Here is a 24,368-nt window from a genome sequence, read left to right as displayed (position 1 = left end):
CGGCGAGGGAACACGGAACGTGAAAGCAGACAACACAGACATGCTGGCTTTTGTCCGGGCGCGCCTGGACGAGGAGGAACAGGTCGCGCTGGCGGCCGGCGGGGAGCGCTGGCGGTGCCCGCCCGAGGCGCCGGGCGAGGTCCACGACCGGTCCGGCGGGATCTCGTTCAGCGTGCGGACGCAGGGGTACGACCGCCATATCGCGCTCCAGGACCCGGCCCGTACGCTGCGCCGTATCGAGACGAGCAGGGTCCTGCTCAGCGAGTACGCGGAGGTCGCGCATCTGGACGTCGACCGCCCCGAGCACGACTTCCCCTCCGGCCGCGCAGTGGGGCTGGGCTTCGTCGTGCGGCAGTTGGCGGCCGAGCACGCCGGGCACCGCGACTACCAGGCGAGATGGCTGCCGCGTTTCGCACGGTAGGAAGCGTGCGGCAGGAAGCGCATGGCAGGAAGCGTGCGGTGAACGGCCCCCGGACCGGCCGCCCCGGCCCGGCTCGGGTCAACGGCCCCGGTCAACGGCCCCGGTACGAAACGGGCAGGTCACCGCCCGTGCGCGAGAAGCGACCACCCCCTTATGGTGATCGGATATACGATCAATCAACAATGTCTGGCACGGGGGTAGTTGACGAGCCATCCGCATAAAGGGCACCCGCCCACGAACCGCCGCGGACAACGCACCGCCGGACATTCGACTTCAGCCAACTCGAAGGTTTCCCATGGTCCGATCCCCCACCACCCCCGCATCCCCGCCGCGCGACCGCGCGGCACGGCTCCAGTGGCCGGCCGCGCAACTGCTGGCCCTGCTCGCCTTTGCCGCAGGCGTGGTGCCCATGGCCGACGTACACACCGGGGCGGCGGTGGCGTACGGCGCGGTCGCCCTGCTGGTCCTCGCCACGATGGAATCCCTGCGCAGAAAGCACCGTGACGCCGTGTCGGGCGCCGCGTCGGACGCCGCCGGGCGGCGTACCGAGGTCGAGCGTGTCCGCGCCGAGTCGGGCAGCCGCGAGGCCCAGTGGCACAACTACGTCCGGAGCCGGACCGAACTGGTGCGCTCGGAAGTCGAGTTCATCGTGACGAAGCGACTGCCCGCCGCCCTCGCCCGGACCGAGATCCCGCAACCGCAACACAGCGCGGACGAGTTGGGCGCGGGCATCGGCGAGTGGTTCGAACGGCTGCTGACCACCGTCACGGAGGCGGCCGACAACCGCGAGGAGTCGCAGCGGCTCGCACTGGTCGAGCTGGCGAGCCGGGTACAGACGTCGGCGCACCGGATCCAGGCGACCGTGACCGGTCTGGCCGACCGCTACCCCGGCGACGCGGACCTGCTGGAGACCACCATGCTGGTGGACCACGCCGCCACCCAGCAGGCCCGGCACGCGCAGAGCCTCAAGGTGCTGTGCGGCGAGTGGCCCGGCCAGCAGTGGCAGCGACCGCTCGCCCTGGTGGACATCGTCCGCGCCGCGTCCGGGCGTGTGGTGGCCTTCAAGCGCGTCGAGGTCAGCGGTGACCCCGACGTGGGCGTCACCCCGTCCGTCGTCGAACCGCTGATCCACCTCGTCGCCGAACTGCTCGCCAACGCCACGGAGTACTCGCCGCCGAAGACGGGCGTGCCCGTGACCGTCCGTACGGTGCAGCGCGGCGCGGTCATCGAGGTGGACGACGGCGGACTCGGCCTGGACGAGTACCGGCTCGCGGAGGCGCGCGAGATCGTCTCGGGCCGCCGGCTCCTCGGCGTCGGCGACGTCGGCGAGATCCCGCAGACGGGCCTCGCGGTGGTGGGCCGCTTCGCCGAACGGCACGGCTTCCAGGTCGACCTCGGGCCCTCGCCGTACGGCGGTGTGCGGGCCGTGGTCCTGGTGCCGGTGGACGTACTGGAAACGCTCGCGCCCGCCGGTACGCCGGCCGGGCGGGTGCTGCCCGCGACACAGCCGGTCCCGGAGGTGCCCGCGCCCGCCCCCGCGCCGCCGGCCACAGCACCCGAGGCCCCCCTCGCCCCCACCGAAGCGGCCCCCACCGCCCAGGTCACCCCGACCGCCCCGACCGCGCCGACCGCCCCCGCACAGGACGCGACTCCCGCCCCCGCGCCGGTGATCCCCCCTCCGGCCACCGCCCCCGTCCCGCCGCGCACCGGCCGGCGGCTCCCGCAGCGCCAGTCGCGGCGCGACGAGTACGCCTCCGGCTCCGCGGCGGTGCCCCCCGCCCCGTCCGCCGTCACCCCGCCGGGCTCACCGGAGCAGGCCGGCGACTGGATGGAGCAGTTCTTCGAGGGTGGTCGCTCGTGGCCGTCCCCCGACGAGTCCACGGCCGCGGACACAGCCGCGGACTCCGCCAATCCCCTCCCCTCAGAAGGACAGACGTGAGTATGAGCTACGTGGAGAACCCGGAGCAGCGCGGCTGGATGATCGCCGAGGTCGCCGTCGTACCAGGGGTCCGGTGCGTGATCGTCTTCAGCGCCGACGGACTGCTGCTGGCCAGTTCGGACGGCATGGACCGCGACTCCGCCGAGCGCCTGGCGGCCAGTTGCTCCGGGCTCCAGTCACTCGGCCGCAGTCTCGGCCGGGAGTTCGGCGAGGACGGCGGAGCCGTACACCAGCAGATGGTGGAGTTCAACGGCGGGTTCCTCTTCATGCGCAGCGCCAACGGTGCCCATCTCGCCGTCGTGACGGGACCCGTGGTGGACCCGAAGCTCGTCGCCAGACAGATGCAGGCGCAGGTGATGAAGATCGGTGCGGCCAACCTGAGCAGTCCGCCGCGGCAGGGCTCCGTATGACTGGGCGGGGAGAGGAGTACGACTCCGGCGCCGACACCGGCGCACTACGTCCGTACGTGATCACCAAAGGGCGCTCCCGGCCGACCCGCAACACCATAAGCATCGAGACGCTCCTCGTGGCGATCAGTCCGCCACGCGCCCTGCCGGTCTCGGCGACCAGAGAAGAACGCGCTCTGGTGCGGATGTGCGAGCGGCTGCTGTCGGTCGTGGAGGCCGCCGCCCATCTCGACCTGCCGGTGAGCCTGGTGAAGGTACTGGCGTCCGATCTCGTCGACAGCGGCCATCTGTCCGCCCGTTCGGGTGTGCCCAAGGCCGCACTGCCCGACCCGCAACTCCTCCAGGAGGTACTGGATGGTCTCCGTCGGCTCCGCTGACCGCTACCTGCCCGACACGGTCCAGCAGGCCGTCAAGATTCTCGTCGTGGGCGCGTTCGGCGTCGGCAAGACCACGCTGGTCGGTTCGGTCAGCGAGATCGAACCGCTGCGCACCGAGGAGGTCATGACGCAGGCGAGCGTCGGCGTGGACGACCTGGCCGGAATGAATACGAAGACCACGACGACCGTCGCCATGGACTTCGGCCGTATCACCCTCAACTCCCGCCTCGTCCTCTACCTGTTCGGGACTCCGGGACAGCGCCGCTTCTGGGATCTGTGGGAGGGGCTGGCGGAGGGCGCGCTCGGCGTCCTCGTCATCGTCGACACCCGCAGGCTGGAGGACAGCTTCGACGTCCTCGAACAACTGGAGCTGCGCGGGCTGCCGTTCGCGGTCGCGGTCAACCAGTTCCCCGACAGCGAGCAGTACGGCGCGGACGAACTGCGTGGCGCGCTCGACCTGTTGCCCGATACGCCGGTGGTGGTGTGCGACGCACGCAACCATGTGTCGTCCGTCGACACCCTGATCAGCCTCGTCGAGTATGTGTCGGCCGGCTCGGCACGCACCCCGGAGACCACCTCATGAGTTCCGCCCCGCAGCCCGCCTCCGCGTCCGACTTCCCGTCCGACTTCCCGTCCGACTTCACGTCGGATCCCATGTCGGGTTCCGTACCCCCGCCGCAGTGCCCGGCGCACCAATCCCACGGCGGCGGTACGGGGCTGCTTCCGCTCTCCGCCGCCGTGAGCGCGCCCGATCCGCGTGCCGTCTACCGCCAACTCCGCGCGGAGTGGGGCAACGTGGCCAAGGTGGAGCTCGAACCGGGCGTCCCCGCCTGGCTCGTGATGGGCTACCGCGAGCTGCTGACCATCACCCGGCAGGAGCAGATCTACTCCCGCGACGGCCGTAACTGGCGCCATATGTACGACGGCGTCGTCTCGGCCGACTCCGGCCTGCTGCCCATGATGGGCTGGCGCGCCAGCGTCATCGGCTCGGACGGCCCGGAGCACCGGCGGCTGCGTAAACCGCTGGACGACGGCATCGCCCAGATCGACCAGCGCAGGGTGCGCCGCCACGTCGAGGAGATCTGCACCGACCTGATCGCGAAGTTCTCCGAGCGCGGCAGCGCGGATCTGGTGAACGAGTACGCCACGATCGTCCCGATGCTCTCGCTGGCCTCGCTCTTCGGCCTCGACGCCATCGAGGGGCGGGAGTTGCTGGACGCGCTGATCGCGCTGTTCGGCAGCGCCGACGACTCGCAGGCGGGCAACAGGCACTTCGAGCAGATCCTGCTCGACACGGTGCGCGAGCGGCGGCGCAATCCGACCGACGACATGACGACGGTCTTCATCAACCACCCGAACCTGCTCAACGAGGCCGAGCGCCTTCAGTCGATCGTGGTGATGATCTCCGCCGGCAACGAGACCGTCACCGCCTGGATCGCGCACACGCTGCGCCTGATGCTCACCGACCCGCGGTTCGCCGCCCGGCTGCACGGCGGCCGGCTCGGGGTGGACGACGCGCTCGACCAGGCCCTGTGGCGGGACCCGCCGATGAACAACATGCCGGCCCGATACGCCCTGCACGACACGGAGTTGGGCGGCCGGTTCATCCAGCGCGGCGACTGCCTCATCCTCGGGCACGCCGCCGCCAACGACGACCCCGCGATCCGCGCCGACGACGGCGACGAGGAGTCGGGCAACCGCGCCCACCTCGCGTTCTCGGCCGGACCGCACGTCTGCCCGGCGCAGGTACCGGCACGGCTCATCACGCGTACGGCCGTGAACACCGCGTTGAACCTGCTGCCGGACATGAAGCTCGCCATCCCCGCCGAGGAGGTGGCCTGGCGCCCCTCACCCTGGACGCGGGTCCCCGTCGCGCTCCCCGCGGTGTTCTCCGCCGCACGGATTCTGAACCGCACCGGGCGGGGACGGTCCACAGTGTCCTGAACACACACGGAATACAGCGCGAAGACGGCGCGAAGACAGCGCGAGGGCAACACAGAAGACAGCGCGACGGCAGCGCGAGGACAGCACGAAGACAGACGGAACTTCCCAGAGATCCGCACACACCAGCCCGAGTTCTGGAGAAGCAACATGACCTTGCACGTGTCAGCCTCGTCCGAGGCGGAGATACCGGTCGTCACCCTCGACCCGCACGGCAGCGACCACCACGGCGAAGCGGCCCGGCTCCGTGAACTCGGCCCCGTGGTCCGTATCAAACTGCCCGGAGACGTCATGGCGTGGTCGGTGACCGACCACGCCCTGCTGAACGACATGATCGCCGACCCGCGCTTCAGCAAGGACTGGCGCAACTGGAACGCCATCCTGCGCGGCGAGATATCCGACGGCTGGCCGCTCATCGGCATGGTGAAGGTCACCAACATGGTCACCTCGGACGGCCAGGAACACCGCAGGCTGCGGAAGTTGGTCACCCAGACCTTCACGCCCCGCCGGGTCCAGGAGCTGCGCCCGCGTATCGAGCAGATCGTCAACGAGCTGCTGGACGCGCTCCCTTCGCACGCGGACGCCGACGGCAGCGTCGACCTCCGGCGCCACTTCGCCCACCCGGTGCCCATGCGGGTGATCTGCGAACTGTTCGGCGTGCCCGAGCACGAGCGGCCCCGGCTCAAGGAGTTGATGGACAACATCTTCCGCTCCGACCTGGCTCCGGAGGAGGTGACGGCCAGTCAGATCGAGCAGTACCAGCTGCTCGCCCGGGTGGTCGACACCTGCCGCAAGAATCCCGGCGGCGACCTGACCAGCGCGCTCATCGCGGCCCGCGACGAGGACCCCGACTCGCTCAGCGAGGAGGAACTGGTCGGCACGCTGCTGCTGATGCTCTCCGCCGGTCAGGAGACCACCCTCGGCCTGATCACCAACGCGGTACGCGCCCTGCTCACCCACCCCGACCAGCGGGCCCTCGCCGAGCGCGGCGACGAGGCGGTCTGGGCGGCCGTGGTCGAGGAGACCCTGCGCTGGGACGCGCCGATCGGCAACTTCCCCTTCCGCTACCCCCTTGAGGACGTCGAGATCGCGGGCGTACGTATCCCCAAGGGCGAGGCGATCATGGCCCCGTACAGCGCCGTCGGCCGCGACAGGGCCCAACACGGCGAGGCCGCCGACGCGTTCGACATCACCCGGGAGCAGCGCAAGCACCTGGCGTTCAGCCACGGCCCGCACTTCTGTCTCGGCGCCCCGCTGGCCAGGCTCGAAGCGGCGCTGGCCATCCCGGCGGTGTTCAAGAGGTATCCGGAGCTGGCGCTGGCCGTCGACCCGGCCGGCCTGATCCCCGTACCCTCGCTCTTCTCCAACAGCTCGGCCACGCTGCCGGTGCGGCTGGAAGCCTGACCGACCGGACACCGGCGCGCGCCGGTACGGCTGCCACGTAGCGCGTGACGCGTGTGGCCGCTGTACAGCCGTACCGGCGTGCCGACCGGCCGCGCGGCGCCGTTGGCGCGTGCGCGCCGAGCCGCGCACGCGAAGGCGCCGGCATCGCCGCCCCGACACGGATCATCAGCCCCAGGCCTCGCGGTCCTGGGGCTCCGTGCGTCCCGCGATCCGGTCAGAAGCCGTAAAAGAAGATCATTCTGCGTGCGTGGTCGAGGTGAGCGCCCCCATGCCCCACGAACGTGTGAACCCGTGCCCGCTGCCCGCTTCTGTGTGAGTCTCCGCAACCGGCATGCCATACATTGCGGGCGTAATCATCTTTTTCTGTCTGGGTTTGCCCTGCCGGCATGCGTGGGTTCGCGTCGGCGGTCGGTGACTGAACTGGAGTTGGTGTGGCAGCACAGCCCGGGTTTGAGGTCGGCGCCTCGCAGGAGAGCGACGACGACTCGTACGCGAACGAGCTGCCGGTACGGCGCAAGCGGCCCGGCTCCGTCGTCATCAAGTGGCTGACCACCACGGACCACAAGACCATCGGCACGCTCTACCTGATCACGTCATTCGCGTTCTTCGTGATCGGCGGAGTGATGGCACTGGTCATGCGCGCCGAGCTGGCGCGTCCCGGCACGCAGATCGTGTCGAACGAGCAGTTCAACCAGGCGTTCACGATGCACGGCACGATCATGCTGCTGATGTTCGCGACGCCGCTGTTCGCCGGATTCACCAACTGGATCATGCCGCTCCAGATCGGCGCGCCGGATGTGGCGTTCCCGCGGCTGAACATGTTCGCCTACTGGCTCTACCTGTTCGGCTCGCTCATCGCCGTGGCCGGCTTCATCACGCCGCAGGGCGCCGCGGACTTCGGCTGGACCGCGTACTCCCCGCTGTCGGACCCGGTCCGTTCGCCGAGCGTCGGCGCCGACCTGTGGATCATGGGTCTGGCCTTCTCCGGCTTCGGGACCATTCTGGGTTCGGTCAACTTCATCACCACCATCGTCTGCATGCGCGCGCCCGGCATGACGATGTTCCGGATGCCGATCTTCTGCTGGAACGTGCTGCTGACCGCCGTACTGGTCCTGCTCGCCTTCCCCGTCCTGGCCGGTGCGTTGCTCGCGCTGGAGGCCGACCGGAAATTCGGTGCGCACATCTTCGACGCCGCCAACGGCGGCGCGTTGCTGTGGCAACACCTGTTCTGGTTCTTCGGGCATCCGGAGGTGTACATCATCGCCCTGCCGTTCTTCGGCATCGTCTCCGAGATCATCCCGGTCTTCAGCCGCAAACCGATCTTCGGCTACATCGGTCTGGTCGGCGCGACGATCGCCATCGCCGGTCTGTCGGTGACGGTGTGGGCGCACCACATGTTCGTCACCGGCGCGGTGCTGCTGCCGTTCTTCTCGTTCATGACGTTCCTCATCGCGGTGCCGACCGGGGTGAAGTTCTTCAACTGGATCGGCACGATGTGGAAGGGCTCGCTGTCCTTCGAGACACCGATGCTGTGGTCGGTTGGCTTCCTGGTCACGTTCCTTTTCGGTGGTCTGACGGGTGTGATCCTGGCGTCGCCGCCGATGGACTTCCATGTCTCCGACTCGTACTTCGTCGTCGCGCACTTCCATTACGTCGTCTTCGGCACGGTGGTGTTCGCGATGTTCGCCGGCTTCCACTTCTGGTGGCCGAAGATGACCGGCAAGATGCTCGACGAACGGCTCGGGAAGATCACCTTCTGGACCCTGTTCGTCGGCTTCCACGGCACGTTCCTGGTCCAGCACTGGCTCGGTGCGGAAGGCATGCCGCGTCGCTACGCGGACTACCTGGCCGCCGACGGATTCACCGCGCTGAACACCATCTCCACGATCAGCTCGTTCCTGCTCGGCATGTCGATGCTGCCGTTCTTCTACAACGTCTGGAAGACCGCCAAGTACGGGAAGAAGATCGAGGTGGACGACCCCTGGGGCTACGGCCGGTCACTCGAATGGGCGACATCGTGCCCGCCGCCCCGGCACAACTTCCTCACCCTGCCGCGGATCCGCTCCGAATCCCCGGCCTTCGACCTGCACCACCCGGAGGTCATGGCTCTTGAGGACGCGCACAGCGCGGGCCGGCGGGACGCCGCGGACCCCGAGGCGGGCGCCGTCGCTCCACTGGGGGACGACAAGGGCCGGTCGTGACCGGCGAGTCCGCACCGTCGTCGGGCGAAGCCGCCTCCGGTATCCAGCAGTTGGAGGGCTATCTGTTGGCCCAGAGCCGGGTACGGGAGGCCCGTACGCACGCCGCTGTCTTCGCCGACCGCATGCCGTGGCTGACCAGCGCGCAGCACGAGGAAGTCGTCAGCCTCTACACGCAGGACCACATCGCCATGTCCCGCCGGGCGCTGGAGGCGGTGGTGGCGCGGGCGGGTGAGCTGAGGGCGGAGTACACGGCGCGGTACGAGCTGCTGAGGCGGCGGCTGTTGTGCGCGAGCCTCACCGCTCTGCTCGCCTTCGGCTGTGTGTTCCTGTGGCACGTCCCCCGCTGACGGGGACCGGGCAGGCGGGGGATCAGTGGAGGGAGTGGACGACGGCGTGGCCCTTGCCGCGGCCGATCATCCACTTGTTGACCGGCGTGGTGATCAGGAACGCGACGGCGAATCCGCCGAGGAGCGCGTACCAGAACAGCCCGTCGGACAGATGCGCGTCCAGCGCTCCGGGGGTGAGGGCGATGATGCTGTTGTCGACGATCTCCATGACGGCGATGGACAGGGTGTCGGCGGCCAGCGCGATCTTGATGGCGGACTTCCAGTCGACGCCGGCCCTGCGGACCGCGAACAGGGTGAACGAGTAGCCGAAGACGAAGGCCAGGAAGATCGCCAGGGCCATGGTGGGCACATTGCCCCACAGCAGGGCGGTGCCGATGACCATGCCGAGGATCTCGCCGATGGCACACCCGGTCAGGCAGTGCAGCGTCGCCTTGACCGCCATGCTCCAGGACGCGCCGCCCGCGTGGCCCGCGTCGGCCTCGCCGCCCGCGTCGGCCTCGTCGGCCGACATGTGCCCCGCGTGGTCCGTGTGGTCCGTGTGGTCCATGGATCTCGACCTCTCTCCGCTTCCGTAGGGAGGCCACAGCGCGGCCCGACACCGCGCACGATATGCCCCTCCGGGGTATCTGGGTGATATCCCGGAGGGGAGTGGCGTCCGTACGGACGGATCAGAGCCGGTCGAGGATCGTGTTCAGCTGCTCGATCTCGGCCGTCTGCGCCTTGATCACGTCGGCCGCGAGCTTCTTGGCCGTGGCGTTCTCGCCGTTCTTCCGCTCGTCCTGGGCCATGGCGACCGCCCCGTCGTGGTGGGCGATCATCAGCCGCGCGAACTTCTTGTCGAAGTCGGCGCCCTTGGCGGTGGTCAGGTCCCGCATGTCCTGGTCGGACATCATCCCGGCCGCGCCGCTCCCGCCGTCCTCGCCGCTCCCGCCGCCCGAGCCGTGGTCCATGCCGGGCATGCTCCCGTCGGCCGACTCCGGCTCGCCCCACGCCGTGAGCCAGGAACGCATGGTCGTGATCTCCGGGTCCTGCGCCTTCTCGATCTCCGCGGCCAGGGCCGTGATCTCCGCGTCGGAGGCGCGGCCGTCGGCCAGTTCGGACATCTCAACGGCCTGCTGGTGGTGCGGGATCATCCCCTGGGCGAAGGCGACGTCCGCGTCGTTGAACGCGCCCGGTGCCGGGTCGGCGCCGTCGCCGGCCTTCTTGGAGGCGGTGGGGGAGGGTTCGCTCCGGTGGTTCATGCCGTCCATGTCGTCGCTGCCGCACGCGGCGAGCAGCAGGGCCGTGGCGGTGATCGCGCCCGCGACCGCGAGGCGGCGCTTCAGGGAGCGGCGGGCGGCGTGCTTGATGGAGCTCATGTCGGTACACCTTGTGTGGTCGGTCTTACGGATGTGTCGTACGCGGCTTCGGGTCCGTGAGGACGGTTCGGCCTATATCCGCAGGACTGACAGCAGCGTCAACTCCGGGGTACGGGGCGGGGAGTTGGACCTCGGCGTGACGGAACCGCCCGCGAGCCGGTCGGTGAGCCGTCCCGGCCGCCGGGCGAGCGCCGACAGCAGGAGCGTCACGAAGGCCCAGGTGGTGAGCACCGCCACGCACAGCGAGGCCATGTCCATGCCCATGCCGTCCAGGCCCACGAACGGCCCGTCCGCCGGGGCCGGGTGGGGGAGGGCCTTGTCCGGTGGCGGAGCCGGTTCGGCGGAGGCGTGGGCCATCGAGCCCGCTCCCGCTCCCGGACCCGCCGTCGCGCCGTACGCCTCGTCGGGATGTCCGACCGTATGCATGGCGAACACGCCGAGCGCGACCACGACGACCAGCAGGAGGCGCGCCACGGCGCTCCCCACCCGTCCGTACCCGCTGGCGTCCATCACGGCTCTCCCCTCCCGCTCGGCTCTAGGGCGTGTTTCGAAAGTCCCGCCTGGCCGACGACGCCTGGCACGCGCACTCGCCGCGTTGTCGGAATCATCCAAGTACGTCCAGTACGAGAACGATCCTCCGCCTTGCGATCGCACGCACCAGACGCCGTCGGCCCCGCCCTTCGGGCGGACGGCGCTACTTTCGCAACACGCCCTAGAGCCGTACGCCCCACATGAACGGCATGCCGCTGCGCGCGATGGACTCGTAGCGCACATTGGCTCCCGGCTTCGGGGCGTGCAGGATCTGGCCGTTGCCGGCGTAGAAGCCGACATGGCTCAAGTCGGTGCGCATGATGATGAGATCGCCCGGCCGCAGGTCGCCGAGGGAGTTGATCCGTGTGCCGACCTCGGCCTGCTGCTGCGACGTCCGGGGTATGGAGATCCCCGCCTGCTTGAAGGCCCACGAGGTCAGCCCCGAGCAGTCGAACGAGTTCGGGCCGGACGCGCTCCACACGTACGGCATGCCCACCCGGCTCTTCGCGGCGCTGAACGCGGCGGCGCCGCGCGACGAGGCGCTGGCCTCGTTGCCCAGGTCGACCCGCTCACTGCTCCGGTCCGCGCGCTGCTCCTCCTCGGCCATCTTCGCCCGCTCCTCGGCCGACAGGGTGTTGAGGAGCCGCTGTGCCTCGGCGAGTTTGCCCTGGATCAGACGCTTCTTGGCGGCCAACTCCGCCCGGCTGTCGGCCAGTTCCCCGAGTTTCGCGGTGGCCTGGCGGCGCTGCTGGTCGAGGGAGCGCTGCTTGGCCTGGGCCTGGCGCATGACGCCGGCCTGCCGACTGCTCACCCGCTCCAGGTTCGACGCCTTGCCCAGGTAGTCGTCCGGTTCGGAGGACAGGAGCAGTTGGAGGGAGGGATCGAGGCCGCCGCCCCGGTACTGCGCGCTCGCCACCGACCCCAGGCTGCTCCGGAGCGAGTTCAGCTCCTCCTGGCCGCGAGCCACGCTGTCCTGGAGTGTGTCGGCCTGCTTCCGCAGAGTCTTCTGCTTCTCCTTCGCCCCGTTGTACGTCTCCGTCGCCTGCGTAGCTTGTTCGTAGAGCCGGTCGACCTGTGCCTTGACGCCCTTCTTCGTGGGGTCGGGCAGGGGGTCGGCCTGCGCGGACTGCGCGGAGATCGCCAGAGCCGCCGCCGTGGCGGCGAACACGGTCGGATACGCACGTTTCTGCTGCTGAGGACGGCGGTGGGACGCCACGGGATGAACTCCTTCTGCTTCCTCCGCCCGCCACCGCGATTCGGCGGCCGACCGCCGCGAAGGGCGAAGCCAGAGCCTAACTGCTAAGCAGTTTAGTGACAACGTGAGGAGGTAAGGGAGACATAGGATGGGCGGTCGCGGTCACTGACGACACAGGGCCGTACGGCCTCAAGGCCGGGGTGAGAGGAGCGGGGTTTGCGTCAACTGGGAGAGCTGGAGGCGGAGATCATGCACCGCCTGTGGTCCTGGGGACGCCCCACGACCGCTCGCGACGTGCTCACGGACATCAACACACAGCGGCCCATCGCCTACAGCACCGTCAAGACCGTGGCCGACATCCTGTACCGCAAGGGCATGCTCCGACGCGAGAAGGAGGGGCGGGCCTGGCTGTACGAGCCGACCTGCACGCGCCAGCAGTACACCGCGGCCCTCATGCAGGAGGCGCTCGGCGGCAACCCGGACCCGGCGGGCGCCCTCCTCAGCTTCGTGGAGCAGATCTCACCGGGCGAGGCCGACGCGCTGCGCGAAGCCCTTCGGGTGGCGAAGCGCCGGAAAGGCACGCCGTGACCACGGCCGCCGTACTGGCCGGCTACACCCTCCTGATCGGGACCGCGGCCCCGTACCTCCTCGTACGGGCGAGCTGGCTCCACCGCGCCCCGACCGCCGCGATCACCGCCTGGCTCGCCCTGGCCGCGACGTTCGTCGTCTCCGGCGCCCTGGCCTGCTACCACCTGCTGCTCTCCGAACCGCACGTGCACGACGGCCTCGTCGGGCTGCTCACCGCCTGCGGCCTGATGACGGGCGGCCCGGCGCGGGACACGCCGCCGACCCCCGGCGACCTCGCGGCGGTCCTGCTCCCGGCGGCTCTCGTGCTGCTCCCTGCGCTCTGCCTGGTGCGGATCTCCTGGCGTACGCACCGAGCCCGGCGCCGTCAGCGCGACATGCTCACCCTGGTCGGCAGCCCCGCGCCCCGGTACGGCGCCACGGTCGTGGACCACGCGGTGCCGGCCGTCTACTGCCTGCCCGGCCGTGCCCCGCGCATCGTCATCACCAGCGCCGCGCTGCGGGCCCTGTCCGACGGCCAACTGCGCGCCGTACTGGCACACGAGCACGCCCATATCGCGGGGCACCACCACCTGGTGCACGCCGCCGCGGAGGCCTTCGCCCGCGCCTTTCCCGGCCTTCCGCTCGCCCGGCTGGCCAAGGAGCAGACGGCGCTCCTGCTGGAGATGGCGGCGGACGACCGGGCGCTGCGCGGCCACCCGCGCGAGGTGCTCGCCGCGGCCATGTACGAGGTCGCGGCCGGACAGACCCCGCGTCTCGCGATGGGAGCGGGCGGCTCGGGCTCGCTCATCCGGATCCGCCGTGTCCTCGACCCGCCCCCGAAGCCCCGCCGCGCGACGGCACCGGCCGTCGTCCTAGCCTCGGCCGCCGCACCGCTGCTGCCCCTGCTGATCGCCTGCGGGCCGCTGGCCTGACCCGGCGCGCAGCCCGCGTCCGCGTCCGGGGCCGGGTCCGCCTCCGGCGTCCGGACCTGGCCCCGTCAGCACTCGATGATGTTCACCGCGAGCCCGCCCCGCGCGGTCTCCTTGTACTTGACCGACATGTCCGCGCCGGTCTCCTTCATCGTCTTGATGACCTTGTCCAGGGACACCTTGTGGCTGCCGTCGCCCCGCAGCGCCATCTTCGCCGCCGTCACCGCCTTGACCGCCGCCATGCCGTTGCGCTCGATGCACGGGATCTGTACGAGGCCACCGACCGGGTCGCAGGTCAGGCCGAGGTTGTGTTCCATGCCGATCTCGGCGGCGTTCTCGACCTGTTCGGGGCTGCCGCCCAGTACCTCCGCGAGGGCGCCCGCCGCCATCGAGCAGGCCGAGCCGACCTCGCCCTGGCAGCCGACCTCGGCGCCCGAGATGGAGGCGTTCTCCTTGAAGAGCATGCCGATCGCGCCCGCCGCGAGCAGGAAGCGGACGATGTCGTCGTCCTTCTCGGCGTCCGTGTGGCCGGCCGCGGCGAAGTTCAGGTAGTAGTGCAGAACGGCCGGGATGATGCCCGCCGCGCCGTTGGTGGGGGCGGTGACGACCCGCCCGCCCGCCGCGTTCTCCTCGTTGACCGCCATCGCGTAGAGGGTGATCCACTCCATCGCGCGGGCCGCCGGGTCGCCCTCGGCGCGCAGTTGCCGGGCCGAATTCGCCGCGCGGCGGCGGACCTTGAGGCCGCCGGGCAGGATGCCCTCGCGCGCCATGCCGCGCGCCACGCACGCCCGCATGGCGTGCCAGATCTCCAGCAGGCCCTCGCGGATCTCGGTCTCCGTGCGCCACGCCTTCTCGTTCTCCATCATCAGCGCGGAGATCGAGAGCCCGGTCTCGCGGGCCAGTCGCAGCAGTTCGTCACCGCTGCGGAAACGGTACGTCAGCACCGTGTCGTCCAGCTTGATGCGGTCCTCGCCCACGGCGTCCTCGTCCACGACGAAGCCGCCGCCGACCGAGTAGTACGTCTTCTCCAGGAGGGTGGAGCCGTCGGCGTCGTACGCGAAGACCGTCATGCCGTTCGCGTGGTACGGCAGCGCCTTGCGCCGGTGCAGGATCAGGTCCGCGTCGAAGTCGAAGTCGATCTCGTGCATCCCGAGCAGACTGATCCGGCCGCCGGTGCGGATCGCGTCCACCCGGGCGTCGGCGGACTCGATGTCGACCGTACGGGGCGACTCGCCCGCGAGGCCCAGCAGCACCGCCTTGGGCGTGCCGTGGCCGTGTCCGGTGGCGCCGAGCGAGCCGAACAGCTCGGCGCGTACGGAGGCGGTGTGGGCCATCAGGCCCTCGTTCTTCAGCCGCCGGGCGAAGAGGCCGGCCGCGCGCATGGGGCCGACCGTGTGGGAGCTGGACGGGCCGATGCCGATCGAGAACAGGTCGAAGACCGAGATGGCCACGAGGGACTCCTAACTGGTGGTAGACGCCGTTGTCTGCCGGGGTGGTGCGGGTCTGCCGGGGTGGTGCGGAAACCGCAGGTGTCAGGTGTGGCGGTACGGGGCACCGCACGCGCCGGTCGGGTGCGCGCGGTGCCCCCTGGCACGGCCTACAGGCCGGGGTACAGCGGGTGCTTCGCCGCCAGCGCCGTCACGCGCGCCGCCAGGGCGTCACGGTCGAACTCGGGCTTCAGCGCCGCCGCGATGACGTCCGCGACCTCGGTGAAGTCCTCGGTGGTGAAACCGCGGGTGGCCAGCGCCGGGGTGCCGATCCGCAGACCGGACGTGACCATCGGGGGGCGCGGGTCGTTCGGGACGGCGTTGCGGTTGACCGTGATGCCGATCTCGTGGAGCCGGTCCTCGGCCTGCTGGCCGTCCAGCTCCGAGTTCCGCAGGTCGACCAGGACCAGGTGCACGTCCGTACCGCCGGACAGGACCGAGACGCCGACCTTCGTGACGTCGTCCTGGACCAGGCGCTCGGCGAGGATGCGGGCGCCGTCCAGCGTGAGCTGCTGGCGCTGCTTGAACTCCTCGGTCGCCGCGACCTTGAAGGACACCGCCTTCGCCGCGATGACATGCTCCAGCGGACCGCCCTGCTGCCCGGGGAAGACCGCCGAGTTGATCTTCTTGGCCAGCTCCCGCGTGGACAGGATCACGCCACCGCGCGGACCGCCCAGGGTCTTGTGCGTGGTCGTGGTGACGACATGCGCGTGCGGCACCGGGCTGGGGTGCAGCCCCGCCGCCACCAGACCGGCGAAGTGCGCCATGTCGACCATCAGATAGGCGTCGACCTCGTCGGCGATCCGTCGGAACGCGGCGAAGTCGAGCTGACGCGGGTACGCGGACCAGCCGGCCACGATGAGCTTCGGGCGCGACTCCTTGGCCAGGCGCTCGACCTCGGCCATGTCGACCTGACCGGTCTCCTCGTCGACGTGGTAGGCGACCACGTTGTAGAGCTTGCCGGAGAAGTTGATCTTCATGCCGTGCGTCAGATGACCGCCGTGGGCGAGGTTCAGGCCCATGATCGTGTCGCCGGGCTTCAGCAGCGCGAACATCGCCGCGGCGTTGGCCTGCGCGCCGGAGTGCGGCTGCACGTTGGCGTGCTCGGCGCCGAACAGCGCCTTCACACGGTCGATCGCGATGTTCTCGATCACGTCGACGTGCTCACAGCCGCCGTAGTAGCGGCGGCCCGGATAGCCCTCGGCGTACTTGTTGGTGAGGACGGAGCCCTGCGCCTCCATGACGGCGACCGGGGCGAAGTTCTCCGACGCGATCATTTCGAGCGTCGACTGCTGGCGGTGGAGTTCGGCGTCGACGGCGGCGGCGACGTCGGGGTCGAGCTCGTGGAGAGAGGAGTTGAGGAGCGACTTCGAAGACATCACAGTCCCTGGGGTGTCAGTTGCCGGAGAATTCGGTGTACTCGTCGGCGGAGAGCAGGTCCTTCGGCTCCTCCGCGACGCGTACCTTGAACAGCCAGCCGCCCTCGAAGGGTGCGGAGTTCACCAGCGAGGGGTCGTCCACGACGTCCTGATTCGCCTCGATGACCTCACCCGTCACGGGGGAGTACAGGTCGCTGACCGACTTGGTCGACTCCAGCTCGCCGCAGGTCTCGCCCGCGGTCACCGTGTCACCGACCGCGGGGAGCTGGGCGTACACGACGTCGCCGAGGGCGTTCGCCGCGTACTCCGTGATGCCGACCGTCGACACACCGTCATCGGTGGTCGACAGCCACTCGTGCTCCTTGCTGTAGCGCAGCTGCTGGGGGTTGCTCATGTCGTGAATTCTCCTGTACGCGGGGGAGTGGTGGTGAACACGTGTCTTGCCCAGTGAGATACGGACGCGGTACCTGCGCGGTACCGGGGAGTTACTTCCGCCGCTTGTAGAAGGGCAGCGCGACGACGTCGTACGGCTCGATCGAGCCCCGGATGTCGACCCCGACGCCCGCCGTGCCCGCCGCGGCGTGCGACGCGTCCACATAGGCCATGGCGATCGGCCGGCCCAGCGTCGGCGACGGCGCGCCCGAGGTGACCTGACCCACCACCTGACCGCCGGCCACCACCGGGTACCCGGCGCGCGGCACCCGGCGGCCCTCGGCGATCAGCCCGACCAGCTTGCGCGGCGGCGCGCTCTCGGCGCGCCCGGCCGCCGCCTCCAGCGCCGTACGGCCCACGAAGTAGCCCTCCTTCTCGAACTTGACGACCCTGCCGAGACCCGCGTCGAAGGGCGTGAGACCGGTGGTCAGCTCCTGCCCGTACAGCGGCATCCCCGCCTCCATACGGAGAGTGTCGCGGCACGAGAGCCCGGCCGGTACGAGTCCGGCGGACGCGCCCGCGGTCATCAGGGCCCGCCACAGCCCTTCCGCGTACCGGGGCGCCACGAACAGCTCGAAGCCGTCCTCACCCGTGTAGCCGGTACGGGCGATCAGCGCGGGCACCCCGGCGACGGTGCCGGGCAGCCCGGCGTAGTACTTGAGCCCGGCCAGATCGGCGTCGGTCAGCGAGCCGAGGATGCCGGGCGACTCCGGGCCCTGGACGGCGAGCAGCGCGTACGCGTCGCGGTCGTCGCGCACCTCGACGTCGAAGTCCGCGGCGCGGCCGGTCAGCTCGTCCAGCACCACCTGGGCGTTGGACGCGTTCGCCACGACCATGAACTCGGGGGCGCCGTGGGTGTCGAGGCGGTACACGATCAGGTCGTCCAGGATCCCGCCGTCCTCCTGGCAGATCATGGTGTAGCGGGCGCGGCCCACGGCGAGGGAGCCGATGTTGCCGACCAGCGCGTAGTCCAGCGCCTCGGCCGCCTGCGTGCCGGTGACGGTGATCTCACCCATGTGGGAGAGGTCGAAGAGCCCGGCCTTCGTACGGACGGCGAGGTGTTCCGCGCGCTCGCCGGCGTAGCGCAGCGGCATGTCCCAGCCGGCGAAGTCGGTCATCGTGGCGCCCAGCGAGCGGTGCGTGGCGTCGAGCGCGGTACGGCGCGGGGCGTCGGGACCGGCCGCTTCGGGGGCGGGGGTGTGAGACGTATTGCTCATAGGTGTGGCTCCCAGGGCATGACAGAGAGGACAATCCTCCCCATCTGTCATCGGAACCTGAGAGGTTCATCACGACCGTACGTACACACACGCATACGGAGGTCGTGACTTGCACCTTGGGTGGAACCGCCTGACGGCGATTCGCTTTTCAGATCTGCCTCGTCCGCGCGGTACTGGGCCTGAGAGATTCAAGGGAGGAACTTGCTCCTTCGGCGCCCGGCACCCATGGTGACCAGGACTCTCCCGCGCGGACTCGAACGGCCGGTATGGAGTTGGCGCGCACATCATCGCACGCGTCGGCCTCCGTGGGGAGGGAGGGCGGTGGAGAGGTCCCCCCGGCCTCCCGGACGGGCCGACAGGGCCGTGATCAGCAAAACGCTTGTGCCGTATTACCGGTTCTTTACACTTCATGGGTGAGGGTCATCGGCTACGGCGATGGACCCGACAGGGGGAGGGCGATGACGTTGCAGCGGTCCCGCGCAGGTGCGTACGCGACCACCGCGGGGGTGCCCGCCCGGCCGGCAGCGGTCCCCCGCCAGGCCCTGGCGGCGGTCCCGCCGGTCATCCGCGACCTGCGGGAACGGGCGAGCCGGGGGCCCCGGCGCCTGGCGTTCGGCGACGGCGACCTGGTCGTCGTCTCCGGCCTGCCGGGCAGCGGGAAGTCCACACTGATCGGCCGGGCCGCCGCCGGCCGGGGGATCGACTCGCAGGACACCCGCGACCGCTGGGCGCGCCGGCTGCCCGCGCGGCTGCCGTACGCCGTCTACCGGCCCCTCGTACGCCTCGCGCACTACGCCGGGCTGCGGCGTGCGCTGCGCTCCGGCGAGAGCGTCGTCGTGCACGACTGCGGCACCCAGGCGTGGGTACGGCGCTGGCTGGCGCGCGAGGCGCGCAGGCGCGGCAGACGGCTCCATCTCGTGCTGCTCGACGTGACCCCGAAGACCGCCCGCGCGGGCCAGCGTGAGCGCGGGCGCGGGGTGTCCGGCTACGCCTTCGCGCGCCACCGGCGCGCGGTGGGCCGGCTTGTCGCGGACGCGGAGGAGGGGCGGCTCCCGGCGGGCTGCGCGTCGGCGGTCCTGCTGGACCGCGACGCGGCGGGCGCGCTGCTCGCGATCGACTTCCCGTGACCGAATCCGGCGCCGGCCGGGCCGGGCCGACGCCTGCCCTCAATCGCCGGACGGGCCGCATGAGCGGCCCCGTCCGGCGATTGAGGACACACCACCCACCGGCGCTAGGGTTTCCGCGGCGGACAGCACGCACGGGCGGACAAGCGGGAGAGAGTTCAGTGAACACAGCATGGCCGGGCAACGAGTTGGAAGAGGTGCTCGCCGCCTCGCTCGGGAACGCGTCGGCCGGTGGGCGGCTCGTCGAGGTGCTCGGCCGCAGCCAGGTCTGGGTGCCGCTGCCCAACGGCGGCGGACCCGACAGCCCCGGACTCGATCTGCCGACCATGGAGATCGAGGGCGCGCCGTACGTCCCCGTCTTCAGCTCCGAGCAGCAGTTCCTCCAGTGCGTCGGGGCCCACATGCCCTTCACCGTCGCCCCGGCCCGCGAGTTCGCCCGCGGTCTGCCGCCGCGCCTCGGTATCGCCGTGAACCCCGGCGGCATGGTCGGCGCGCCGCTGCCGCCGCTCGCCGTCGCGGAGCTGTGCCGGGTGGGCCGTACGCCGCTGGACGGCCCCGCGAGCGGCGGGCGGGTGCGGCTCTTCGAGCCCGACTGGCAGGAGGACCCCGTCGACTTCCTCAACGCGGCGGCCGAGGAGTTCGAGGCGTCCGGCGTCGTCCTCACCGCGCGCCGCGGTCTGGCGAGCATCGAGGGCGAGTCCCCGGTGCTCTTCGTCGGCGTGCGGCTCTCCTCCTGGGAGGCCGCCGAACGCAACGCGCCGATGGACGCGCTCGGCAGGGCGCTCGGCCGGGTCCAGGTCGGCTGGCCGGTCAATCTCGTTCTGCTGGACGCCACCCAGGACCCGGTCGGCACCTGGATGCTGGAGCGGGTGCGGCCCTTCTACCAGCGGCCGGCCGGGCCGCCGGCGTAACACGCCGTCGTGGACCGACCCAGGATCCGGCCATGACCCGCCGGTCTAAGCTGGTTTGATGGCCTGGCCGGTACCGGCCCGAAGCGGGGGAGGCCGGTGGCGAAGAGTGGATCGACGAGGGGCGGGACCAAGAGTGAGCGCGTCAGGCACCGCGGCGACGGGGCAGGTCGAGCACATGCTGCGCCAGGTGACGCCAGGACGCTACGACGCCTACGAGGCGCTGCTCCAGGCACTCGCCGACGGCACGGCGGGCCAGGTGTGGATGCTGCTCTGGCACGGCCGCGCGGGCTCGCCCGACGCGCAGTACGGGAACATGGAGGTCGACGGCCTCGGTTACGCGCCCTGCGTCACCTCCGCCCAGGAACTGTCCGTCAGTGGCTGGAACCGCGCGCACGAGGTGGTGGCCGGCCGCGACATCGCCCGCGCCCTCTACCCCGAACGCTGGGGAATCTGGCTGAACCCGCACGCCCCGGGCGGCGGCGTCGGCATCCCGTGGCTCGATCTGCGCCGGATCGCCACCGGTCTCGACCGGATGCCGGCCGGACCGCTGCGGCTGTCCGAACCGGCCGTGGAGATCCCGCAGTTCTACGCGCTGCTCACACAGAACGCCCACCGCACCCCCGCCGTACGGTCGTTGCGCCGCGCGTGGGTCCACCCCGCGCTGGGCGCGCCGTATCTCACCATCGGCCTGGATCTGTACGACACGAGCCCGGCGTCCGTCGACGCGGTGCACGCGATGATGCGGCAGTCGATCGGCGCGGTCCCCGAAGGGCTGCCGGTGTCGACCGTCGCGATGTCCGACGAGTACGACCCGGTCACGATGTGGCTGCGGGCCAACTCGCGGCCGTTCTACGACCGGGAGGCCCACGGGGCGCCGCAGGCCGCGTCCGGTTACGGCTACCCGCCGGCCGCGCCGCGCGCCTACTGACCCGCCTCCCCGGGCGCATCGAGCGGTACTGACCAGTACGGGGCGCCCGTGGCGGTACGATCCCCGGACATCGCGAGCCGTACCGAAACGTAGCGAAAACGGCCCTCCGTTCCGCTCAGGCGATCACAACGTCCGGATAACGGCGGGTGTCTGACTCCATCACGTTTGAGCAAACATTCCCCTTGCCCTCTGGCGGGTGATCACTACGGACATGAAGACTCCCCGCAGCGGGGACCGTCGGTCCTCCGTGCGAGCAGTCCGGCATCGCTCGCCGGGAAGCCCTTGACGGGACGCTTCCGCGACAACGGCACCGATGTGTGCGCCAACTGATGCGAGACAGGCCGTTACAACGGCGGGTACGGGGCCGGCGACCGCCGGCCAGGAGGGGTCGAAGACGTTGTGACCGCACCGATCGAGACCACCAAGTCGGCTGCCGAAGTGCGGCCGGAGGCAGTGCTCACGGGCGCCAAGCAGAGCCAGATCGAAGGACGTTCGCTCGGCCGAATAGCCTGGACGCGCTTCAAGCGCGACAAGGCCGCCGTGGCGGGCGGCATCGTTGTCATCCTCCTGGTGCTCCTCGCGATCCTGGCCAAGCCGATCCAGGCCGTCTTCGGTCTCGACCCCAACGCGCTGAACCAGGACCTGGTGGACCCGCAGCTCCTCGCACCCAAGGGCGCCTGGGGCGGCACGAGTTGGGACCACCCGCTCGGTGTGGAGCCCGGTCTCGGCCGCGACCTCCTCGCCCGCATCATCGAGGGCTCCTGGGTCTCGCTCCTCGTCGCCGCCGGAGCCACCCTGCTCTCCGTGGCGATCGGCACCCTCCTCGGCGTCATCGCCGGTTACTACGGAGGCTGGGTCGACGCCGTCGTCAGCCGGCTGATGGACACCTTCCTCGCCTTCCCGCTGCTGCTCTTCGCGATCTCGATCTCCGCCGCCCTCCAGGACGGCGCCTTCGGGCTCAGCGGACTTCCCCTGCGGATCGGTGTGCTGATCTTCGTGATCGGCTTCTTCAACTGGCCCTACATGGGGCGGATCGTGCGCGCTCAGACGATGAGCCTGCGCCGCCGCGAGTTCGTCGACGCGTCCCGGAGTCTGGGCGCCAGAGGGCCGTTCATCCTCTTCCGGGAACTGCTGCCGAACCTCGTGGCGCCGATCCTCGTCTACTCGACGCTGCTGATCCCCACCAACATCCTCTTCGAGGCCGGTCTGAGCTTCCTCGGAGTGGGCATCGCCCCGCCGCAGGCCTCGTGGGGCGGCATGCTCACCACCGCGGTGGACCTGTACGAGGTCGATCTGCACTACATGTTCGTGCCCGGCATGGCGATCTTCATCACCGTGCTGGCATTCAACCTGCTGGGTGACGGGCTGCGTGACGCACTCGACCCCCGCAGCAAGTAACCACCACGCAGCACCCAGCACCATCCACAGCGGCCGACCTTGAGCTCCGTGCCGTATCCATTGATAGAGGGGCTTTCCTCAGGATGAAGACCAAGAAAGCGACAGCTGTCCTGGCGACAGCCATCGTGCTGGCGCTCAGCGCGTCGGCGTGCGGCGGCTCGGACAGCAAGGACGACAAGAAGAGCAACGGCGCCGGCATCGACGCCGGACTGACGTCGATCGTCAACAAGTCCGACAAGAAGGGGGGCACCGTCACCCTTGAGCACTCGGACGTGCCGGACTCCCTGGACCCGGGCAACACCTACTACGGCTGGGTGAACAACTTCTCGCGCCTGTACGGCCGTACGCTCACGACCTTCAAGCCGGCCGCCGGCAAGGAAGGTCTGGAGGTCGTTCCCGACCTCGCGGAGTCGCTGGGTGAGGCGAGCGCGGACGCCAAGACGTGGACGTACAAGCTGCGCAAGGGCGTCAAGTTCGACGACGGCAGCCCCGTCACGTCCAAGGACGTCAAGTACGCGATCGAGCGCAGCAACTTCGCGCCCGAGGCCCTGTCGAGCGGCCCGAAGTACTTCTACGAGTACCTCGAAGGCGGCAAGGAGTACAAGGGTCCCTACAAGGACAAGTCGCCCGAGGGCCTGAAGTCCATCGAGACCCCGGACGACCAGACCATCATCTTCAAGCTCAACAAGCCGTTCGCCGACTTCGACTACCTGGCGACCTTCTCGCAGACGGCCCCCGTGCCGCAGGCGAAGGACAAGGGCGCCGAGTACGTCAAGCAGATCTCGTCGTCGGGCCCGTACAAGTTCGAGTCGTACAACGAGGGCCGCAGCGCGACCCTCGTGCGCAACCCGCACTGGGACAAGGCCACCGACCCGATCCGCCCGGCGCTCGCCGACAAGATCACCATCAAGTTCAAGGTCAACCCGACCACGGTCGACCAGCACCTGATGAGTGACAACATCACGGTGGACGCCGCGGGCACCGGCCTTCAGACGAAGACCCAGCCCAAGGTCCTCACCAAGCCGAGCGAGAAGGCCAAGACGGACAACTCGTACGCCGGCGCCACCTCGTACCTCGCGCTGTCGACGAAGGTGAAGCCCTTCGACAACGCGGACTGCCGCAAGGCCGTCCACTACGCGATCGACAAGGCGTCCGTCCAGGCCGCGCTCGGTGGCGACACCAAGGGCGACGTGGCGAGCACGCTGCTGCCGCCGACGGTCAACGGGTACCAGAAGTTCGACCTGTACCAGACCGAGGGCAACAAGGGCGACGTCGCCAAGGCCAAGGCCGCGCTGACCGACTGCGGTCAGCCGGACGGCTTCAAGACCAACCTGACGGCCCGCTCCGACCGCCCCGACGAGGTGCAGATGGCGACCGCCATCCAGGCCTCGCTGAAGAAGGTCGGCATCCAGGCCGAGATCAAGCAGTACCCGTCGGGCAAGTACTTCGGTAACTTCGCCGGTGTTCCGAGCTACGTCAAGGAGCACGACCTCGGCATGATGATGATGGCGTGGGGCGCCGACTGGCCGACCGGCTTCGGCTTCCTCGACCAGATCGTCAACGGCTCCGCCATCAAGCCCTCGGGCGGCAACAACCTGATGGAGCTGGACGACCCGAAGATCAACAAGGCGCTGTCGGACGGTATCGCGCAGACCGACGACGCCGCCCGCACCAAGGCGTGGGGCGAGGTCGACAAGATGGTCCTCGAAAACGCCTCGGCCGTGCCGCTGATCTACCGCAAGAACCTGCTGTACCGCCCGGACTCGGCGACCAACGTCACCGTGACCCAGGCGTACCTCGGTATGTACGACTACCTGCTGATCGGCTCCACCACCTAATCCAGCGGTAGAGCTTTCCCAACCCCCGAAATGCCTG

Annotated in this window: 24 protein-coding genes and 1 riboswitch; of the genes, 16 read left to right on the top strand and 8 right to left on the bottom strand. The window is 70.0% G+C overall.

Annotation, left to right across the window (positions count from 1 at the left end; translation table 11 throughout):
* Window positions 1–40: 40 nt before the first annotated feature.
* From OG700_RS10195 to OG700_RS10155, 9 genes are all read left to right on the top strand, one after another.
* Window positions 41–421 (top strand): DUF6221 family protein, encoded by a 381-nt coding sequence (locus OG700_RS10195; RefSeq protein WP_405612007.1) that lies wholly within the window; start codon window positions 41–43, stop codon window positions 419–421.
* A gap of 295 nt (window positions 422–716) precedes the next feature.
* Window positions 717–2,360: an ATP-binding protein gene (locus OG700_RS10190; RefSeq protein ID WP_405612005.1), complete on the top strand. Its 1,644-nt coding sequence runs from the start codon at window positions 717–719 to the stop codon at window positions 2,358–2,360.
* Window positions 2,361–2,362: 2 nt separating this feature from the next.
* Window positions 2,363–2,770, top strand: coding sequence for a roadblock/LC7 domain-containing protein (locus OG700_RS10185; protein ID WP_405621574.1), 408 nt, complete (start codon window positions 2,363–2,365; stop codon window positions 2,768–2,770).
* Window positions 2,767–3,144, top strand: a complete 378-nt coding sequence (locus OG700_RS10180) for a DUF742 domain-containing protein (RefSeq protein WP_405612003.1) — start codon at window positions 2,767–2,769, stop codon at window positions 3,142–3,144. The genes OG700_RS10185 and OG700_RS10180 overlap by 4 nt, the downstream gene beginning before the upstream one ends.
* Window positions 3,122–3,727, top strand: coding sequence for a GTP-binding protein (locus OG700_RS10175; RefSeq protein WP_405612001.1), 606 nt, complete (start codon window positions 3,122–3,124; stop codon window positions 3,725–3,727). The genes OG700_RS10180 and OG700_RS10175 overlap by 23 nt, the downstream gene beginning before the upstream one ends.
* Window positions 3,728–3,798: 71 nt before the next feature.
* Window positions 3,799–5,088: a cytochrome P450 gene (locus tag OG700_RS10170; RefSeq protein ID WP_405621571.1), complete on the top strand. Its 1,290-nt coding sequence runs from the start codon at window positions 3,799–3,801 to the stop codon at window positions 5,086–5,088.
* A gap of 147 nt (window positions 5,089–5,235) precedes the next feature.
* Window positions 5,236–6,489, top strand: a complete 1,254-nt coding sequence (locus OG700_RS10165; protein WP_405611999.1) for a cytochrome P450 — start codon at window positions 5,236–5,238, stop codon at window positions 6,487–6,489.
* Window positions 6,490–6,920: 431 nt separating this feature from the next.
* Window positions 6,921–8,690 (top strand): cytochrome c oxidase subunit I, encoded by a 1,770-nt coding sequence (gene ctaD, locus OG700_RS10160; RefSeq protein ID WP_405611998.1) that lies wholly within the window; start codon window positions 6,921–6,923, stop codon window positions 8,688–8,690.
* A complete protein-coding gene (locus OG700_RS10155; protein ID WP_405611996.1) occupies window positions 8,687–9,037 on the top strand; it encodes a hypothetical protein in 351 nt (116 codons plus the stop codon). Before ctaD ends, OG700_RS10155 begins: the two co-directional genes overlap by 4 nt.
* Before the next feature lie 22 nt (window positions 9,038–9,059).
* Here OG700_RS10155 and OG700_RS10150 read toward each other — a convergent pair whose 3' ends face one another.
* The 4 genes from OG700_RS10150 to OG700_RS10135 all read right to left on the bottom strand — a co-directional run bounded on the left by OG700_RS10150 (window position 9,060) and on the right by OG700_RS10135 (window position 12,142).
* Window positions 9,060–9,584: a DUF4396 domain-containing protein gene (locus OG700_RS10150; RefSeq protein WP_405611994.1), complete on the bottom strand. Its 525-nt coding sequence runs from the start codon at window positions 9,582–9,584 to the stop codon at window positions 9,060–9,062.
* Window positions 9,585–9,705: 121 nt separating this feature from the next.
* Window positions 9,706–10,395, bottom strand: coding sequence for a DUF305 domain-containing protein (locus OG700_RS10145; RefSeq protein WP_405611992.1), 690 nt, complete (start codon window positions 10,393–10,395; stop codon window positions 9,706–9,708).
* Between the two features lie 72 nt (window positions 10,396–10,467).
* Window positions 10,468–10,905: a DUF6153 family protein gene (locus tag OG700_RS10140; protein WP_405611990.1), complete on the bottom strand. Its 438-nt coding sequence runs from the start codon at window positions 10,903–10,905 to the stop codon at window positions 10,468–10,470.
* A 202-nt stretch (window positions 10,906–11,107) separates the two neighbouring features.
* Window positions 11,108–12,142: an NlpC/P60 family protein gene (locus OG700_RS10135; protein ID WP_405611988.1), complete on the bottom strand. Its 1,035-nt coding sequence runs from the start codon at window positions 12,140–12,142 to the stop codon at window positions 11,108–11,110.
* A gap of 195 nt (window positions 12,143–12,337) precedes the next feature.
* On the opposite strand from OG700_RS10135, the gene OG700_RS10130 reads away from it, so the two are divergent.
* Entirely contained in the window at window positions 12,338–12,709 is a 372-nt protein-coding gene (locus OG700_RS10130; RefSeq protein ID WP_405611986.1) for a BlaI/MecI/CopY family transcriptional regulator, read from the top strand.
* Window positions 12,706–13,620 carry a M56 family metallopeptidase gene (locus tag OG700_RS10125; RefSeq protein WP_405611984.1) on the top strand — a complete coding sequence of 305 codons (915 nt, stop codon included), beginning with the start codon at window positions 12,706–12,708 and terminating at the stop codon, window positions 13,618–13,620. The genes OG700_RS10130 and OG700_RS10125 overlap by 4 nt, the downstream gene beginning before the upstream one ends.
* Before the next feature lie 65 nt (window positions 13,621–13,685).
* Here OG700_RS10125 and OG700_RS10120 read toward each other — a convergent pair whose 3' ends face one another.
* The 4 genes from OG700_RS10120 to gcvT all read right to left on the bottom strand — a co-directional run bounded on the left by OG700_RS10120 (window position 13,686) and on the right by gcvT (window position 18,132).
* Entirely contained in the window at window positions 13,686–15,068 is a 1,383-nt protein-coding gene (locus OG700_RS10120; RefSeq protein WP_405611982.1) for an L-serine ammonia-lyase, read from the bottom strand.
* A gap of 146 nt (window positions 15,069–15,214) precedes the next feature.
* On the bottom strand, window positions 15,215–16,483 hold the full coding sequence (glyA, locus tag OG700_RS10115; protein ID WP_405611980.1) for a serine hydroxymethyltransferase: 1,269 nt from the start codon (window positions 16,481–16,483) through the stop codon (window positions 15,215–15,217).
* Between the two features lie 16 nt (window positions 16,484–16,499).
* Window positions 16,500–16,877, bottom strand: coding sequence for a glycine cleavage system protein GcvH (gene gcvH, locus OG700_RS10110; RefSeq protein ID WP_405611978.1), 378 nt, complete (start codon window positions 16,875–16,877; stop codon window positions 16,500–16,502).
* Window positions 16,878–16,968: 91 nt separating this feature from the next.
* Entirely contained in the window at window positions 16,969–18,132 is a 1,164-nt protein-coding gene (gene gcvT / locus OG700_RS10105) for a glycine cleavage system aminomethyltransferase GcvT (RefSeq protein ID WP_405611976.1), read from the bottom strand.
* Window positions 18,133–18,290: 158 nt separating this feature from the next.
* A riboswitch (glycine riboswitch) is annotated at window positions 18,291–18,388 on the bottom strand.
* Window positions 18,389–18,590: 202 nt separating this feature from the next.
* Between gcvT and OG700_RS10100 the strand changes: the two genes are divergently transcribed.
* The 5 genes from OG700_RS10100 (at window position 18,591) to OG700_RS10080 (ending at window position 24,331) form a co-directional block, all read left to right on the top strand.
* Window positions 18,591–19,259 carry an AAA family ATPase gene (locus OG700_RS10100; protein ID WP_405611974.1) on the top strand — a complete coding sequence of 223 codons (669 nt, stop codon included), beginning with the start codon at window positions 18,591–18,593 and terminating at the stop codon, window positions 19,257–19,259.
* 158 nt (window positions 19,260–19,417) lie between these two features.
* Window positions 19,418–20,167 carry an enhanced serine sensitivity protein SseB gene (locus OG700_RS10095; protein WP_405611972.1) on the top strand — a complete coding sequence of 250 codons (750 nt, stop codon included), beginning with the start codon at window positions 19,418–19,420 and terminating at the stop codon, window positions 20,165–20,167.
* A 133-nt stretch (window positions 20,168–20,300) separates the two neighbouring features.
* The gene (locus OG700_RS10090) at window positions 20,301–21,095 is read left to right on the top strand and encodes an enhanced serine sensitivity protein SseB C-terminal domain-containing protein (protein ID WP_405611970.1); all 795 of its coding nucleotides are present in this window, start codon (window positions 20,301–20,303) and stop codon (window positions 21,093–21,095) included.
* A gap of 399 nt (window positions 21,096–21,494) precedes the next feature.
* Window positions 21,495–22,493, top strand: a complete 999-nt coding sequence (locus tag OG700_RS10085; protein ID WP_405611968.1) for an ABC transporter permease — start codon at window positions 21,495–21,497, stop codon at window positions 22,491–22,493.
* Between the two features lie 83 nt (window positions 22,494–22,576).
* Window positions 22,577–24,331 carry an ABC transporter substrate-binding protein gene (locus tag OG700_RS10080; protein ID WP_405611966.1) on the top strand — a complete coding sequence of 585 codons (1,755 nt, stop codon included), beginning with the start codon at window positions 22,577–22,579 and terminating at the stop codon, window positions 24,329–24,331.
* The last annotated feature ends 37 nt before the right edge of the window (window positions 24,332–24,368 follow it).

This window comes from Streptomyces sp. NBC_01508 (assembly GCF_045040315.1).
GTDB lineage: Bacteria > Actinomycetota > Actinomycetes > Streptomycetales > Streptomycetaceae > Streptomyces.
Note: the sequence above shows the minus strand (reverse complement) of the source record. Positions and strands in the feature narration are given on the sequence as shown.

Coding starts and splice junctions, on each gene's coding strand:
- OG700_RS10195 (WP_405612007.1), top strand. CDS start 41: ATGCTGGCTTTTGTCCGGGCGCGCCTGGACGAGGAGGAACAGGTCGCG.
- OG700_RS10190 (WP_405612005.1), top strand. CDS start 717: ATGGTCCGATCCCCCACCACCCCCGCATCCCCGCCGCGCGACCGCGCG.
- OG700_RS10185 (WP_405621574.1), top strand. CDS start 2,363: ATGAGCTACGTGGAGAACCCGGAGCAGCGCGGCTGGATGATCGCCGAG.
- OG700_RS10180 (WP_405612003.1), top strand. CDS start 2,767: ATGACTGGGCGGGGAGAGGAGTACGACTCCGGCGCCGACACCGGCGCA.
- OG700_RS10175 (WP_405612001.1), top strand. CDS start 3,122: ATGGTCTCCGTCGGCTCCGCTGACCGCTACCTGCCCGACACGGTCCAG.
- OG700_RS10170 (WP_405621571.1), top strand. CDS start 3,799: ATGTCGGGTTCCGTACCCCCGCCGCAGTGCCCGGCGCACCAATCCCAC.
- OG700_RS10165 (WP_405611999.1), top strand. CDS start 5,236: ATGACCTTGCACGTGTCAGCCTCGTCCGAGGCGGAGATACCGGTCGTC.
- OG700_RS10150 (WP_405611994.1), bottom strand. CDS start 9,584: ATGGACCACACGGACCACACGGACCACGCGGGGCACATGTCGGCCGAC.
- OG700_RS10145 (WP_405611992.1), bottom strand. CDS start 10,395: ATGAGCTCCATCAAGCACGCCGCCCGCCGCTCCCTGAAGCGCCGCCTC.
- OG700_RS10140 (WP_405611990.1), bottom strand. CDS start 10,905: ATGGACGCCAGCGGGTACGGACGGGTGGGGAGCGCCGTGGCGCGCCTC.
- glyA (WP_405611980.1), bottom strand. CDS start 16,483: ATGTCTTCGAAGTCGCTCCTCAACTCCTCTCTCCACGAGCTCGACCCC.
- gcvH (WP_405611978.1), bottom strand. CDS start 16,877: ATGAGCAACCCCCAGCAGCTGCGCTACAGCAAGGAGCACGAGTGGCTG.
- gcvT (WP_405611976.1), bottom strand. CDS start 18,132: ATGAGCAATACGTCTCACACCCCCGCCCCCGAAGCGGCCGGTCCCGAC.
- OG700_RS10100 (WP_405611974.1), top strand. CDS start 18,591: ATGACGTTGCAGCGGTCCCGCGCAGGTGCGTACGCGACCACCGCGGGG.
- OG700_RS10080 (WP_405611966.1), top strand. CDS start 22,577: ATGAAGACCAAGAAAGCGACAGCTGTCCTGGCGACAGCCATCGTGCTG.